Source organism: Pseudomonas sp. GW456-L12 (genome assembly GCF_059424045.1).
Genome location: NZ_JBWKZA010000006.1, coordinates 174,262 through 188,094, shown reverse-complemented (window position 1 = coordinate 188,094; position 13,833 = coordinate 174,262). Strand labels below are relative to the sequence as shown.

At 63.5% G+C, this 13,833-nt stretch carries 14 protein-coding genes and 1 pseudogene; 5 read left to right on the top strand and 10 right to left on the bottom strand.

Features of this window, described 5'->3' with window-relative positions; genetic code table 11:
* Window positions 1-3: 3 nt before the first annotated feature.
* The 6 genes from tpx to AC07Y9_RS10335 form a co-directional block, all read right to left on the bottom strand.
* Window positions 4-504 (bottom strand): thiol peroxidase, encoded by a 501-nt coding sequence (gene tpx, locus AC07Y9_RS10360; RefSeq protein WP_087091112.1) that lies wholly within the window; start codon window positions 502-504, stop codon window positions 4-6.
* Window positions 505-590: 86 nt separating this feature from the next.
* On the bottom strand, window positions 591-992 hold the full coding sequence (locus AC07Y9_RS10355) for an SRPBCC family protein (protein WP_256580945.1): 402 nt from the start codon (window positions 990-992) through the stop codon (window positions 591-593).
* A gap of 379 nt (window positions 993-1,371) precedes the next feature.
* Window positions 1,372-2,043: a DUF3313 domain-containing protein gene (locus AC07Y9_RS10350; RefSeq protein ID WP_053261005.1), complete on the bottom strand. Its 672-nt coding sequence runs from the start codon at window positions 2,041-2,043 to the stop codon at window positions 1,372-1,374.
* A 171-nt stretch (window positions 2,044-2,214) separates the two neighbouring features.
* The gene (locus tag AC07Y9_RS10345; RefSeq protein ID WP_102681176.1) at window positions 2,215-3,180 is read right to left on the bottom strand and encodes a hypothetical protein; all 966 of its coding nucleotides are present in this window, start codon (window positions 3,178-3,180) and stop codon (window positions 2,215-2,217) included.
* A 236-nt stretch (window positions 3,181-3,416) separates the two neighbouring features.
* Window positions 3,417-3,911 carry a DUF934 domain-containing protein gene (locus tag AC07Y9_RS10340; protein WP_102681177.1) on the bottom strand — a complete coding sequence of 165 codons (495 nt, stop codon included), beginning with the start codon at window positions 3,909-3,911 and terminating at the stop codon, window positions 3,417-3,419.
* A gap of 95 nt (window positions 3,912-4,006) precedes the next feature.
* Window positions 4,007-5,680 (bottom strand): nitrite/sulfite reductase, encoded by a 1,674-nt coding sequence (locus AC07Y9_RS10335; protein WP_102681178.1) that lies wholly within the window; start codon window positions 5,678-5,680, stop codon window positions 4,007-4,009.
* A 494-nt stretch (window positions 5,681-6,174) separates the two neighbouring features.
* Here AC07Y9_RS10335 and ccoN point away from each other — a divergent pair, with 494 nt between their 5' ends.
* The 4 genes and pseudogenes from ccoN (at window position 6,175) to AC07Y9_RS10315 (ending at window position 9,736) form a co-directional block, all read left to right on the top strand.
* Complete coding sequence (ccoN, locus tag AC07Y9_RS10330) at window positions 6,175-7,602, top strand: cytochrome-c oxidase, cbb3-type subunit I (protein WP_037035619.1); 1,428 nt, start codon at window positions 6,175-6,177, stop codon at window positions 7,600-7,602.
* Between the two features lie 73 nt (window positions 7,603-7,675).
* Window positions 7,676-7,903 carry a CcoQ/FixQ family Cbb3-type cytochrome c oxidase assembly chaperone gene (locus tag AC07Y9_RS10325; protein ID WP_102681179.1) on the top strand — a complete coding sequence of 76 codons (228 nt, stop codon included), beginning with the start codon at window positions 7,676-7,678 and terminating at the stop codon, window positions 7,901-7,903.
* A 106-nt stretch (window positions 7,904-8,009) separates the two neighbouring features.
* A pseudogene (locus AC07Y9_RS10320) lies at window positions 8,010-8,324 on the top strand (PAAR domain-containing protein); the annotation flags it as partial.
* A 1,016-nt stretch (window positions 8,325-9,340) separates the two neighbouring features.
* Window positions 9,341-9,736, top strand: a complete 396-nt coding sequence (locus AC07Y9_RS10315) for a hypothetical protein (protein WP_007930255.1) — start codon at window positions 9,341-9,343, stop codon at window positions 9,734-9,736.
* A gap of 10 nt (window positions 9,737-9,746) precedes the next feature.
* On the opposite strand, the gene AC07Y9_RS10310 is transcribed toward AC07Y9_RS10315, so the two are convergent.
* Together AC07Y9_RS10310 and AC07Y9_RS10305 are read right to left on the bottom strand one after the other, a co-directional pair.
* Window positions 9,747-10,238 carry a hypothetical protein gene (locus AC07Y9_RS10310; protein WP_173679812.1) on the bottom strand — a complete coding sequence of 164 codons (492 nt, stop codon included), beginning with the start codon at window positions 10,236-10,238 and terminating at the stop codon, window positions 9,747-9,749.
* Between the two features lie 69 nt (window positions 10,239-10,307).
* A complete protein-coding gene (locus AC07Y9_RS10305) occupies window positions 10,308-11,114 on the bottom strand; it encodes a helix-turn-helix domain-containing protein (protein ID WP_102681181.1) in 807 nt (268 codons plus the stop codon).
* Between the two features lie 79 nt (window positions 11,115-11,193).
* Between AC07Y9_RS10305 and AC07Y9_RS10300 the strand changes: the two genes are divergently transcribed.
* On the top strand, window positions 11,194-11,895 hold the full coding sequence (locus AC07Y9_RS10300; RefSeq protein ID WP_102681182.1) for an aspartate/glutamate racemase family protein: 702 nt from the start codon (window positions 11,194-11,196) through the stop codon (window positions 11,893-11,895).
* Between the two features lie 124 nt (window positions 11,896-12,019).
* Here AC07Y9_RS10300 and AC07Y9_RS10295 read toward each other — a convergent pair whose 3' ends face one another.
* Together AC07Y9_RS10295 and AC07Y9_RS10290 are read right to left on the bottom strand one after the other, a co-directional pair.
* Window positions 12,020-12,538, bottom strand: coding sequence for a GNAT family N-acetyltransferase (locus AC07Y9_RS10295; protein WP_102681183.1), 519 nt, complete (start codon window positions 12,536-12,538; stop codon window positions 12,020-12,022).
* A 161-nt stretch (window positions 12,539-12,699) separates the two neighbouring features.
* Window positions 12,700-13,695: a LysR family transcriptional regulator gene (locus AC07Y9_RS10290; RefSeq protein ID WP_087091121.1), complete on the bottom strand. Its 996-nt coding sequence runs from the start codon at window positions 13,693-13,695 to the stop codon at window positions 12,700-12,702.
* Window positions 13,696-13,833 lie beyond the last annotated feature (138 nt).

Sequence of the window (13,833 nt, the reverse complement as noted above, 5' to 3'; positions counted from 1 at the left end):
CTGTTACTTCAGAACGGCCAAGGCCGCGTCGTAGTTCGGTTCTTCAGCGATTTCCTTGACCAGTTCGCTGTGCAGCACGGTGTCGTTCTCGTCCAGCACCACCACCGCGCGGGCGGTCAGGCCGGCTAGCGGGCCGTCGGCAATGGCCACGCCGTAGTTCTCGATGAACTCGCGGCCACGCAGGGTCGACAGGTTCTGCACGTTTTCCAGGCCTTCGGCGCCGCAGAAACGGGCCTGGGCGAACGGCAGGTCAGCCGAGATGCACAGCACCACGGTGTTGTTCAGGCCGCTGGCCTGGGCGTTGAACTTGCGCACGGAAGTGGCGCAGGTCGGGGTGTCGACGCTCGGGAAGATGTTCAGCACTTTGCGCTTGCCGGCAAAGCTGCTCAGGGTGATGTCGGCCAGACCGGCGCCCACCAGGGAGAACGCTGGCGCCTTGGCGCCGGTTTGTGGCAGTTGGCCGTTGACTTGAACCGGGTTGCCTTTAAGGGTGACTTGAGCCATGAACGGAGTCCTTTTAAACGATGGTCATTGAACAGCTGTAAAGAAAATCGAGAGGCCGGAAGTTAAACATGAAATGGCCCGGCCACCTATGCCCGGGATACAAATTGTAGAACAAGCCCCGAGAGCGGAGCGCAACTCTGGAGGCCGTTGAAATACCGGCGGAACACGAAAACACTGTAGCCGCTGCCGCAGGCTGCGATAAGGCCGCAGGCCTTCGGCGATATCGGCATCCCGCACCCGCGTTGCGGTCGATCGCAGCCTGCTTCACGTATAACCACCGTCCATGTCACCGGTATGACACTCCACATCCAGTGGCGAAAGCTGAACTGGCGCCCGACGCTGATCCGCAGGTCATTGATATCCACGCCCCGCAAGGGGGTGATGCGTTCGGGAAAGATCTTCGGGAAGTTGGCGCCTTCAAGACAGAAATCCAGCACCTGGGCCGGGCTGCGACCGGCAATGAAAGTCGTGCGTTCGAGCACAGGCAGGCTGGAAAATCCTCTTGAAAGCCTCAAAAAACCTCACTCAAGACATCATAAACACTTTCTATCTATATGTTTTTATTGAATTTATTTAACTTAACAAATCACTTTAACTTAACCACTCTAAAAGAATGGAAATAATCACACTCCACATGAACAAGAAGGCACAGCCTGAAGCTCCGCCGCCACTCGATCCTGGAGCTGGCCACCCTGCCGCGGACGTGAAAACCTGTCACGGACGATGCCGTCAGCAGGCCTTGCGCCCTCGCCTCGCCAGCGAAACCTGTGTTCTTGATTGACTGCCGGAACTGCTCAGTGAAGGGGTCAGGTATTCGCCCTGACCCCGACGCAGCGGGCAAAAAAAGCTCGGGGAGAAACCCCGGCCCTACTGTTTTTTCAGTTTCTGGAAGGACTGATGCAGGTCGGCGGCCCAGCCGTCGATGACGTTTTTCACATCCGCAGGCTGCATGACCTGGGTGTCGTTCTGCAGCGGCTTGCCGCTACCCTTGCGCACCACCTGGGCGATCACCTTGTTGTTGCCGCCATCGATGAACTGCGCCTCGGTACCCAGGGTGGTTTCCTGGTCGCGGATGCCGCTGGCCGTGCTCACCGCCGCCGCCACCAGGGCGATGGGAATGATTTCGTAAGGCTTCAGGCCTTCGGTCTTGCTGCTCACGGCCGTGATCGCCGCGCGCACCACAATCACCCCCGGCCCCGGCGCGGTGGCTAGCGGCAAGTCCTTGCCGATCTCGCGCTTGAGCGCCTCGTCGTAATAGCGGTTGATGCCGTACAAGGTGTTCTGCGGGATCTTCACCGTCGGCTGCGGCTTGGGGTAGAACTGGGTGGGCTCGATATAGACGCTGCGGTACTGCTTCAGGTCCAGCTTGGGATCGACCCAGCGCATCACCTCGACGCCGGACGGCGACTTGGCTTCCTTGAGCTGGCTGTAGTCGCCGAGAAAACCGGAGTACTCGTCGGGTTGGGTGACGTTGCTGGAACAGCCCACCAACCCTAGGGAGGCCAGGCACAGCGTGCTCATCATTGATGCGAGCTTCATAGGGTAACTCCTGTCAGAAATCCGGAAGCGCTACTGGTTTTAGGAAGTGTAGGTATAGCCAATAGCGGGCATATCAGCACAGCAAAAGCGGATTAATCGCCAAAGCAGGCCAGAGAATTCTTAGCAGATCGGAAAGATACAGGTGCAGCGTCAACGCTGCACCTCTCCCCATTACCAGGTGGTTCCGCGCCTTGCCGCCGCCTCGCGCAAGGCGTTGATGCGCATGGCCTTGAGCAGGGAAAAGGTCCCGGCCAGGATGATCACGGCGCCAAATACGAAGTCGATGCCGTACAACTGGTAGTCCTGCAACGGCCCGACCAGGAACACCCGCACCGCCGCCACGCCCAGCAAGGTGGCAAGAAAGTCGATGGTCGGCTCGTCGCGATACAGCACCATCAACAGCGGCAGGCACAGCACCAGCAACAACAGCAGCACGATGATCTTGAACGAGCCTTTGCGCTCGATGCTGAAGGCGCACTCGCTGGCGCCATAGGCGGGATAGTCGCCGGGCTGGACCAGGCTGTTCTGCTCGGCGATGTAGTCCGCCGGGTTGTACAGGCGGGTCGGGGTAAAGGTATTGGACAGGTTCAACTGCGTGGTGATGCGCTTGAACGGCAGGTCGACCTGCTCGTTGCCCTTGAGGATGTACAGCACCGGCTTGTAGCCGTAACGGTAGACCTCGAAGGGAAACCGGCTGGACTCGCCGTTGACCCGGATCGGCCGGCTCTCCAGGTCGGCGTAGGCATTCTTGTGCGGCGAACTGAAGTTGCGGTTCAAGGGCTTGACCTTGACCTCTTCAAAGAACAACGGCGGCATGCTGTAGGTGGACTGCAAGGGTTCCAGGCGCAGTTTCAGCGGGTAGCGGCCCAGCTCGTAGCGGTTGTAGGTGCGCTCGGAAACGTTGACCTCCCCCGAGACCTTGAACTCGCCCTGAGTGCTGTTGGTCACCCTGAGCAGCAGGTAGTCGCGCTTGAAGGAGTGCACCGAATCCGCGGCGGGGCCGCACCAGCCGTAGCTGTCGAGAGGGTCGCCGAGGCGCCCGCTGCGGGCATCCTGGTACACATAGAAATAGCCGACCCACAGGGTCAGGAGCAGCAACAACGAAAACAACCCGAGTATCTTTTTAGCAACGCTCACAGCCGCGACTCTCTTCCATGGATAGCTCATGCCAGGCACGCCAGCGACTGATCGCCGGACGCCAATCCCTGGCTCCTTCATAAGAGGTGCGACTCTACCAAAGCGCCATCATCGACCCAAGGACAAATGCCCCTGGCGACCAGACAATGGCCGTTGCCTGCCCTGTTCCCGGGCGACTGTGAGCATCGATCGAAGCGCCGGCCCGGGCAGGCGCTGCTCTTCAGCGGCGGCGGATCTCAGCGGCGCCGGAACAGCGGCCGCGGCTCGATCGCCGAGCGCCCGTAGAGCACGCTCATGCCCGCCAGCCCCTTGAGGGCGTTGTCGGCGCATTTGTCTGCGCGGATGGCAAAGCTGTCAAAACCGCATTGGCGCATATGGCTGAGCTGGTCGCGCAGCACATCGCCCACCGCCCGCAGTTCGCCCATCCAGCCCAGCCGGGTGCGCAGCAGGTAGGCCTGGCTGTAGGCACGGCCGTCACGGAAGCTGGGGAAGTCCAGGGCGATCAGCGGGATCAGCTTGAGCCAGGGCCGCAGGCTTTCCACCTCATCGTCCGGGCCGAGCCAGACCCCGTCCCGCGCCGACTCGTGCTCGATGCGGCGGATCAGCCAGCGGGCCAGCGGCAGAATCAACGGGCCCTGGGGCAGCGGGCCGTCCACCTCGCGCACCAGGCTCCAGGGATCGTCCTCGACCCGCCCGGCCTGGCCATCTTGCAGACGCAGCAGATTATTCATGGCTGTAACTCCTGGCTCATGGCTGTAATTCCTCGCTCACGGCTTTAATTCCTCGCTCACGGCTGTGCTTTCTATTGCGCGCTCGCGCTGCGGGCTCATGGCTGCATCTCCAGAACTTTCGGATAGACCCGCTCCTTGAACGGCTCCAGGCCGATGCGCTGCACGGTGTCGACGAACAGCTCTTCGCTCTCCCGGTAACGCACGAAGGTGGCGATGATGCGCTCGATCACCCCCGGCACTTGCTCGGCGCTGAACGACGGGCCGATGACCTTGCCCAACGCGCTGTGCTTGCCCTGGGCGCCGCCGAGGGTGATCTGGTACCACTCGCTGCCGTTCTTATCGACGCCGAGGATGCCGATATTGCCGATGTGGTGATGGCCGCAGGCGTTCATGCAGCCGGAGATGTTCAGGCTGATGTCGCCCAGGTCGTGCAGGTAATCGAGGTTGTCGAAACGCGCCTGGATCGCCTGGGCGATGGGGATCGACTTGGCGTTGGCCAGGGCGCAGAAGTCGCCGCCGGGACAGGCGATGATGTCGGTCAGCAGGCCGACGTTGGCGCAGCCCAGGCCCTGTTCGCCGGCCAGCCGCCACAGTTCATGCAGCGCGGTCTTGGGCACGTCCGGCAGGACGATGTTCTGTTCGTGGGCGATACGAATTTCACCGAAACCGAAGGCCTCGGACCAGTCGGCCACCGCCTCCATCTGCGCCGCCGTCACGTCTCCGGGCGGTGAGGCGCTGCCGGGCTTGGTCGACAGCACCACGCTGGCATAGCCCGGCACCTTGTGCGGCTGCACGTTGTGCGCCACCCAGCGTTCGAAAGCCGGCTCCTCGGCCAGGCGGCTGCCGTAGTCGAGATCGGTGGCCGGCTGGCGTTCGTAGAGCGGCGGCACAAAGGCACTGGCGACCCGCTGGTATTCGGCCTCGGTCAGTTGCGCCGGGCCGTCCTTGAGGTGCTGCCACTCCTCCTCCACCTCTTTGGCGAAGGCCTCGATACCCAGGGCCTTGACCAGGATCTTGATCCGCGCCTTGTACTTGTTGTCGCGCCGGCCGTGGCGGTTATACACCCGCAGCACCGCCTCGACGTAAGACAGCAGGTGCTGCCACGGCAGGCCGTCGCGGATCTGCTGGCTGAGGATCGGCGTGCGCCCCAGGCCGCCGCCGACCATCACCCGCAGCAGCATCTGCCCGCGCCAGTCGCGGTACAGGTACAGGCCGATGTCATGCATCATGATCGCCGCCCGGTCCTGGCGGGCCGAGCAGATGGCGATCTTGAACTTGCGCGGCAGGAACAGGAATTCCGGGTTGATGGTCGACCACTGGCGCAGGATCTCCGCCAGGGGCCGCGGGTCCATCAGCTCGTCGCCGGCCACCCCGGCGAAGGCTTCGGTGGTGATGTTGCGCACGCAGTTGCCGGAGGTCTGGATCGCATGCATCTCGACATTGGCCAGGCGCTCGAGGATGTCCGGCACCTGGGCCAGCTCGATCCAGTTGAACTGCATGTTCTGCCGGGTGGTGAAATGGCCGTAGCCGCGGTCGTAGTCGCGGGCGATGCTGGCCAGGGTGCGCATCTGCCGCGCACTGAGGGTGCCGTAGGGAATGGCCACCCGCAGCATGTAGGCGTGCTTCTGCATGTACAGGCCGTTCTGCAGGCGCAGCGGCAGGAACTCCTCTTCGCTCAGCTCGCCGGCCATGAAGCGTTCGACCTGATCGCGAAACTGCGCCACCCGTTCAAAGACCAGGGCCCGGTCGTACTCGTCATAGTGATACATGTCACGGCCTCATCAGTGCTGCCCCCGATCCTGTCCCCTGGAGCTGGCCTCGCAATCTGTAGCCGCTGACGAGCGCAGCGAGGCTGCGATCGGCTGCAAGGCAGCCGCAAAACCGGCATATGCGCTCTGTCAGCCAGACCGCACCATCCGGGTTGCGAGCGCTCCATCGGGATGCCGCCCAACTCGTTCGCTGCCTCGCTGCGCTCGGCAGCGGCTACAGGGCCAGGGTGGCCACGGGGTTATGCATTCCAGGGGTGATCCGGGGGGTTTTGGTGTGGCGGTGACTATGCACTTGCAGCTCAGGACGTTACAGATTCAGGTAAACACTAAAAAACCGTATCAGCAGCTCTCGGACCTGTGCTGGCAGGCGGTCAATCTGATCCGTATTAATGCAGTTTTTCTGAGCCTGTTTTGTTTCGCTCGTGCTTTCTACAGTGCATGGCATGCCAGGCCGGGTGGCCTGGCAAGCCTTTGCAACCGTGGAAGCATTGACCATGAGCACAGCAACAATGGAACCGGCCTACAACTACAAGGTGGTACGCCAATTCGTCATCGCCACCGTGGTCTGGGGCGTGATCGGCATGGCCATGGGGGTGTGGATCGCCTCCCAGCTGGTCTGGCCGCAAATGAACCTCGACCTGCCCTGGACCAGCTTCGGCCGCCTGCGCCCGCTGCACACCAGCCTGGTGATCTTCGGCTTCGCCGGCAGCGCCCAGTTCGCCGCCAGTTACTACGCGGTGCAGCGCACCTGCCAGGTACGGCTGTATTCCGACAAGCTCGCCGCCTTCACCTTCTGGGGCTGGCAGTCGGTGATCCTGATCATGCTGGTCACCCTGCCGCTGGGCTACACCACCACCAAGGAATACGCGGAAATCGAATTCTCCGGCGCGGTGTGGATGGCCGTGGTCTGGGTGGTCTACGGCATCGTGTTCTTCACCACCGTGGTGCAGCGCAAGACCAAACACATCTACGTCGGCAACTGGTTCTTCGGCGCCTTTATCCTGGTGATCGCCATGCTGCACGTGGTCAATCACCTGTCGATTCCGGTGGACTGGTTCAAGTCCTACCCGGTGTACTCCGGCGCCACCGACGCCATGGTCCAGTGGTGGTACGGCCATAACGCCGTGGGCTTTTTCCTGACCACCGGTTTCCTCGGGATGATGTATTACTTCGTGCCCAAGCAGGTCGGGCGCCCGGTGTATTCCTATCGCCTGTCCATCGTGCACTTCTGGGCGCTGATCACCCTGTACATCTGGGCCGGTCCGCACCACCTGCACTACACCGCCCTGCCCGACTGGGCGCAATCGCTGGGCATGGCCATGTCGCTGATCCTCCTGGCGCCGAGCTGGGGCGGCATGATCAACGGCATGATGACCCTCTCGGGCGCCTGGCATAAATTGCGCACCGACCCGATCCTGCGTTTCCTGGTGCTGTCCCTGGCCTTCTACGGCATGTCGACCTTCGAGGGGCCGATGATGGCGATCAAGACGGTCAACGCCCTGTCCCACTACACCGACTGGACCATCGGCCACGTCCACGCCGGCGCCCTGGGCTGGGTGGCGATGATCACCTTCGGCGCCATCTACCACATGGTGCCCAAGGTCTTCGGCCGTGAGCAGATGCACAGCATCCCACTGATCAACCTGCACTTCTGGCTGGCGACCATCGGCACCGTGCTCTACATCGCCTCGATGTGGGTCAACGGCATCACCCAGGGCCTGATGTGGCGCGCGGTCAACGACGACGGCACCCTCACCTACTCCTTCGTCGAGGCCCTGCAGGCCAGCCACCCGGGCTTTATCGTGCGCTTCGCCGGGGGCGTGTTCTTCCTCAGCGGCATGCTGCTGATGGCCTACAACACATGGCGCACCGTGCGCGTGGCCGACCCGCGCCTCGCCCTCAGCGACGCCCAGATCGCCTGATCGCCCAAGAGCACGACGCGGGCCACACCCGGCCCGCGTCGCTCATCCCTCCTGCAGCACAGCGAGCCCCCCGATGATCGAATTCGCCCTTGACCTGCTCGGCGTGACCTTCCTCTACCTCAGCATCGGCTACTGCCTGCGCCATCAATCGGCCAAGAGCCTCGACGACGCCAGCCTGATCCCCTTCGCCGACGACCCGGACGTGGCGCGCCGGGTGGAACTGGCCACCGGCAAGAAAATCAACGCCGTGGCGCCGGAACCGCAAACCGCCAGGCCCGGCTGGGGCAATATGGAGGTCTGACCCCGCCTCGCGGCCTGATCGCCACTGCGCGCCAAGGACAACCGATTGGCCAGCGGCCGGGGTTTCGCTTAGTCTTCGCCGCTGACTAAACACGGACGTTTCGAAAATGAGCGGAAAACCAGCAGCCCGGGTAACCGACCCGACCTCCTGCCCGATGCCGGGCCATGGCACCAACCCCATCGTCAGCGGCTCCCCCGATGTCCTGTTCGACGGCCTGGCCGCAGCCCGGCGCGACGACCAGAGCGCCTGCGGCGCGGCGATCGTCGGTGGGGTGTCGGCAACCGTCTTCATCAATGGCCGTAATGCAGCGGTACAGAGCAGTACCGGTAGCCACGGCAGCATTATCGTCGGCGGTTCGGGCAGTGTGATCATTGGCGATACCGTTACAGCGGCGCCGGTCAGCGCGGTGTCGGCGATGCCGAACCTGGCGGCGGCCACAGCGGCCCTAGTGCCTGCCGCTGCCCCACAGGCCGCAGCGCTGGCTGGCGCGCCAGCCGTGGCGGCACTGGCTCCGACCATCCCGGCGGTCGTCGCTGATCCGCGGGCAGCGGCAGCAAAAATTCTCGACGACTTTCAAGCGGCGCCTATGAAGGAGCGGATTTTCAACGATCAGGCTCACCCCATGGGCACCCCGCAAGACCCGTTCGAGAAGAGCAAGATTCACGAGCAGATCGAGGCTCGCCTGGCAAAGGCGCAAGGCGGCAGCCTGAAACGTTTTCATCCAATCAGCCCCTACCCCGACCAGAAAGACACCAGCCTCTGCGGTCCGGCCACCTTCTTCTATGCCTTGCTGATGGACCGTCCCGACCTGTACGCAAAAGCCATCACCGAGCTATGGGAAACGGGTGAAACCACCATCGGGCAGTTGCACATCAAGCCGAGCCACGGCGCCTGCAATCCGAAAAACTTCAGCCGTGGCACAGAAGGCGACCGCATTTGGGCTATCGACTGGATCACCCTGGCCTGCTTGCGCGACAGTGAAAACCTGCTGTTCGCCTATGACGAGCCGGATGACATGTTCTCCGGGATCACCCTGCCCGCCGGGCTCGGAAAATGGTTCAAACAAGCGGGAGCCGAGATTCTTTTCGACAACATCCAGTTCTCGTCCCATATAAACCAGGATCAGTTGAGCGAACTGTTCCAGTACATCCGCCCCGGCACTCATATGGCGACCCTTATCGGTGCGGGGATGCTGGCAGCCAATGCAGGGCAAATGAAAAACCACTGGGTGACCTGGGAGCAACCAGCGAAAACCTTATCCGGCCCCATCACCTCGACCACGGCACCCAGTGACACCATCAGTTCCTCGATGATCTTTTCCTGGGGTGAGTTATTGCATCAGATCCCCGCGGGATCGACCCTGCAGACCATTCTCAAATACATATACGGCGGCCTTGTGTTCAGCAAGATCCCTTGAACAGCTCCCAGGAAACTCCCATGAAGCGCGCACTGATTTCATCTATTGGTCTTTCACTCATGCTCAGCGGTTGTGGGCTGGGATTTCTTCCGGGCTGCTATACCCGCCCGGATCTCACGATGCAGCCAGAGACCCTGCCCACCGCCGTCGTCGGCCAGCCGTTCAGCGTCAAGCTGGAGGTGGTGGGCGCCGATACGCCACTGACCGGTTTTTATATTCACCCCGACCATCCGTTACCCGAGGGGCTGGAGTTGAGTTACCAGAAAAGAACCCATTACGCGCTGATCACCGGTAAACCGCTGACACCGGGCACCTATACCATCAACGCGTATACCAGCAGCTACGGTACTCAATGCACAGGGCAGGAAGCACAGAGGACCTATCAACTCAAGGTGCTGGAAGCTGCGCAGCCCTGATCCCGGGCCCTCACCCACGCTCCCGGGGAATCAGCGCCTGCAGCTGCGACGCCAGGAAGTTGCCGTCGAAGGTAAAGACGTCGGACTCCTTCAGGCCGTTGGCCTGGCGCCATTGCCAGCTGCCGTCGGCTAAGCCCACCAGGGACACGCTGCCGTAACGCGCGGCGGTCAGGCCCATGACCGCCAGGGAAATCTGCCCGGCGGCGCCCATCACATCGGGCACGAACTCCACCGGTTTGCCGGCGATGACGATGGTCAGCTTCTCGGTCTTGAAGGTCGAGGTTTTCACCGGGACGCTGGGGCTGAAAGCCAAGTAGGGTTCCCGGCTCAAGGCCAGCAGGTCCGGCATCAGCACCGGTGCCAGCCACTGCTGGATATGCTCGAACAGCTCGGTGATACGGCTCGCCCAGAGCACCTTCTGGCTTTCGAACAGCTGTTTCTTGTGTACTTCGCTTTCTGCATAGCGCCGAAGCATCTCGCCCAGTTGCCGTACGTCGTCCATGTTCATACCTCTTCGAAAAACCGCGGTTGCGGACCTTGAGCATGGCAGATGGGGGGTGTCGGCGTATGACTAAAAACCTGCGCGGTACTGGCTCGGGGTCAGGCCGAGGATCTTGCGAAAGGCGCTGCCCATATGGGACTGGTGGGCGAAGCCGGTTTCCAGGGCGATGGCGGCAAGCGGCAGGTCGCTGCGCTCGATCAGCCGGCGCGCCGCCTGCACCCGGACTTCGACCAGCCAGGCATGGGGCGTCATGCCGATGGCGCGGGTGAAGTCGCGCAGAAAACGCAGTTCGTTACGCCCGGTGCAGGCCGCCAGTTCACCAAGCGACAGCGGCTCGGCGTACTGCTGCTCGATCAGCGTCAGCACCCGGCTGAACTCGGTGCGCCTGGCGGCCTTGGCCGGTGCTGGGTCGAAGGCGGCGAGGCCGGCGAACTGCAGGGCACATTGTTCCAGGGCCAACGGATCGCCGGCGGGTTCCAGCAACAGCCGCCGCGCCTGGCGTCCCAACGCCAGGGCCCGGGCATGTCCGGGCCGTTGCAGGCGTCGCGAACCGCGGGCGATACCCAGGGCCTGGGGGTCGGCCAGCCAGCGCAGCAGCAGGTATTCACCGCCCTGGGGCGACTCGGAAAACACCTCGACCCCGGCCGGGGTCAAGGCCAGGGTCCCCGGCCAGCTGTCGAAATCCTCGCGCCGGTCGCTGCCGATGGCATGCACGCCCTGCTGACGCTCCAGGCTCACGCCGAGGCTTTGCCACTGCAGCGGATCGCGCGCACTGTAGGCCGCGCGCGGCAGCAGTTGCAGGTCGAGCGTGCCGCCCAGCAGTTCGCGGCGCAGCAGCTCGTGATCCTGGACTTTGCTGCTCAGCACGCCGGGCATGTGAAATTTCTTGATAGATCGCGGGGCTGCGTCACGGGACACTCTCGGCATTCAGGTTTGTCAGCAACAGGAGCTGTGTATGCGCACCATAGGCCTTATCGGCGGCATGAGCTGGGAGTCCAGCGCCGAGTATTACCGCCTTATCAACCAGCAGGTACGGGACCGTCTCGGGCCGCTGCGTTCGGCGCGGTTGCTAATGTACAGCGTCGACTTCGGGCCTGTCGAACAGGCCCAGCACACCGGGCGCTGGGACCTCGCGGCCGGGATCCTGGTGGATGCGGCGCGCCGCCTGGAGGCCGGTGGCGCCGAATGCGTGGTGCTCTGTACCAACACCATGCACAAGGTCGCCGACGAGATTCAGGCCGTGCTCTCGGTGCCCTTCCTGCACATCGCCGACCCGACCGCCGAGGCCGCGCTCAAGGCCGGCACCCTCAGCGTGGGCCTGCTGGGCACGGCCTTCACCATGGAACAGGATTTTCTCAAGCAGCGCCTGGTTGATCGCGGCCTCAAGGTGCTGGTGCCGGACGCCACGGACCGCCAGGCCGTGCACCGGATCATCTACGACGAGCTGTGCGTGGGCGTTATCAGCGACAGCTCGCGCCAGCGCTACCAGCAGGTGATCCAGACCCTGATGGAGCGCGGCGCCCAGGCCATCATCCTCGGCTGCACCGAGATCGGCCTGCTGCTCAAGCCTGAACACAGCCCCCTGCCGCTGCTGGACACCACCGAGCTGCATGCGCGGGCGGCGGTGGCGTTTGCCCTGGGCGATCAAGAGACATGATCTGTAGCCGCTGCCGCAGGCTGCGATGGTCCGGGCCACGCTGGTCGTAGGACCTCTGGCGCCCGGAAGATCGCCACGCCCGTTCCGGGCGATCGCAGCCTGCGGCAGCGGCTACAGGGGCGAGTCAGGCCTGGAGCGTGCGGCGCAGGCGGGCCATGCTCATGACGTCGACATACTGGCCGTCGCGCACCGCGTAGTCGCGCAGCCGGCCTTCGCTTTCGAAGCCGAACTTGCGGTACAGGCCCAGGGCGGCTTCGTTGTCGGCGAATACGCTCAGTTCCACCCGTTGCAGGTTCATCCAGTTGTCCGCCACGTCCAGCACCGTCGCCAACAGCCGGCTGCCGACGCCCTGGCCCTGCCATTCCACCGCCACGCCCATGCCGACGCTGCCGCAGTGGGCGCGGCGGATGCGCGAGTATTGCTCGATGCTGCAACTGCCGATCACCGCGCCCTGGTGCAGCGCCACCAGGGCCACCAGTCGTTCGTTGCTCGGCGCCAGGCGATTGCGCCAGACCTCGGAAGGTTGAAACGGCATTTGCAGCATCTGACGGGCGACCGCGGGGTCGTTGTACAGCGCGGTAATGCCCGGCACATGGGCTTCGCTGAAGCGTTCGATGACGATGCTGGGGATCTCTGCGGGCATAAGTCTTCCTTGGTTCATGCGATACGGCCGATGAGTGTAGAGCGCCAGCGCCGCGGATGGCGAGCGCCGGACACAGGGATTCTCTCTGTAGGAGCCAGCTTGCTGGCGATGCCTGCGCCGCGGTGTATCAGGCAGGACGCCATCGCGAGCAAGCTTCGCTCCTACGGAGGCGTGTCGTCGAAGTCGAACCACTCGCTGCGTTCCCGGAAGGTATTGAGGATCAGGTCGACCAGTTGTTGTACCTCGGCGTCGTGCTCCACTTCGGCGTTCACCGCCATCCACACCTGGCGCGCCATGGCCTCGTCGAACAGCCCCGGCAGTGCCGTCAGGCCACGGTCGAAGCGGCTCATGTAATGAGGCAGCAGGCCGATGCAGGCGCTGCAGCGGATCATCTCCAGCATCAGCTCGTAGGAATGCACCTGCACCACCCCCGCCAGGCGCTGCTCCACCAGCTGGTTCCATGGCCGCAGCGGCTCGACCTGACGGTCCTGCTGCCATTGCACCAGCATGTAGTCGGCCAGGTCGTCCAGGCTGTCGGGGCGCGCCGCGACCCGCGAATAACGCTTGGCGATATGCGGCAGGTAGTCCAGGCGCACCAGCGGCTGCGGCGCGCTGGTGACGAAACTCGGCCCCGGCTTGGGCGAATCCACCCCGCCCAGCCACACCACCACGTCCGCGCTCAGGGCCCGAAGCGACAGCTCGCTGTCGATGGAGATGATCTCCAGGCGCACGCTGGCGTTGCGCCGCAACAGGGCAATCAGGTCGCGACCGAGGATGTCGTGCAGGATCGATTCGGCCACGGCCAGGCGCAGCAGCGGCTGTTCGAGCACCGGCAGCATGCGCTCATGGGCCAGGGCGATCAGTTGCGCCTTGAGCTGCTGGCCTTCGCGGCTGAGGCTCAGGGCGCTGCCCTGGAAGCTGAACAAGGGGCGGCGCAACTGTTCCTCCAGATGCGCCAGCTGTTTGCGCAGCAGCGTCGACTTGATGTTCAGGCTGCGCGCCGCCTGCATGAAGCAGCCGCAACGGGCGGTGACCAGGAAATACTGGGCCAGCTCCGGCTCGATCCCGGCGGCCAGGGCCAGCCAGGCTTCCCGGGGTTCAGCCTGGGCGATGTAGGGGGTGATGCCCGAGATCGGGACGGGTTCGAGAAAGGACATGAGTGACTCCCTGTCGTGTGGGTGATGGCATCCATTGCGCGTTGTACGGGCAGCGACGGCTTTGCCGTCTATCGCGAGCAAGCTCGCTCCTACAGGGGACTGCATCGATCCTGTAGGAGCGAGCTTGCTCGCGAAGCG

Coding starts and splice junctions, on each gene's coding strand:
- tpx (WP_087091112.1), bottom strand. CDS start 504: ATGGCTCAAGTCACCCTTAAAGGCAACCCGGTTCAAGTCAACGGCCAA.
- AC07Y9_RS10350 (WP_053261005.1), bottom strand. CDS start 2,043: ATGAAGCTCGCATCAATGATGAGCACGCTGTGCCTGGCCTCCCTAGGG.
- AC07Y9_RS10340 (WP_102681177.1), bottom strand. CDS start 3,911: ATGAATAATCTGCTGCGTCTGCAAGATGGCCAGGCCGGGCGGGTCGAG.
- AC07Y9_RS10335 (WP_102681178.1), bottom strand. CDS start 5,680: ATGTATCACTATGACGAGTACGACCGGGCCCTGGTCTTTGAACGGGTG.
- ccoN (WP_037035619.1), top strand. CDS start 6,175: ATGAGCACAGCAACAATGGAACCGGCCTACAACTACAAGGTGGTACGC.
- AC07Y9_RS10325 (WP_102681179.1), top strand. CDS start 7,676: ATGATCGAATTCGCCCTTGACCTGCTCGGCGTGACCTTCCTCTACCTC.
- AC07Y9_RS10315 (WP_007930255.1), top strand. CDS start 9,341: ATGAAGCGCGCACTGATTTCATCTATTGGTCTTTCACTCATGCTCAGC.
- AC07Y9_RS10310 (WP_173679812.1), bottom strand. CDS start 10,238: ATGGACGACGTACGGCAACTGGGCGAGATGCTTCGGCGCTATGCAGAA.
- AC07Y9_RS10305 (WP_102681181.1), bottom strand. CDS start 11,114: ATGCCCGGCGTGCTGAGCAGCAAAGTCCAGGATCACGAGCTGCTGCGC.
- AC07Y9_RS10300 (WP_102681182.1), top strand. CDS start 11,194: ATGCGCACCATAGGCCTTATCGGCGGCATGAGCTGGGAGTCCAGCGCC.
- AC07Y9_RS10295 (WP_102681183.1), bottom strand. CDS start 12,538: ATGCCCGCAGAGATCCCCAGCATCGTCATCGAACGCTTCAGCGAAGCC.
- AC07Y9_RS10290 (WP_087091121.1), bottom strand. CDS start 13,695: ATGTCCTTTCTCGAACCCGTCCCGATCTCGGGCATCACCCCCTACATC.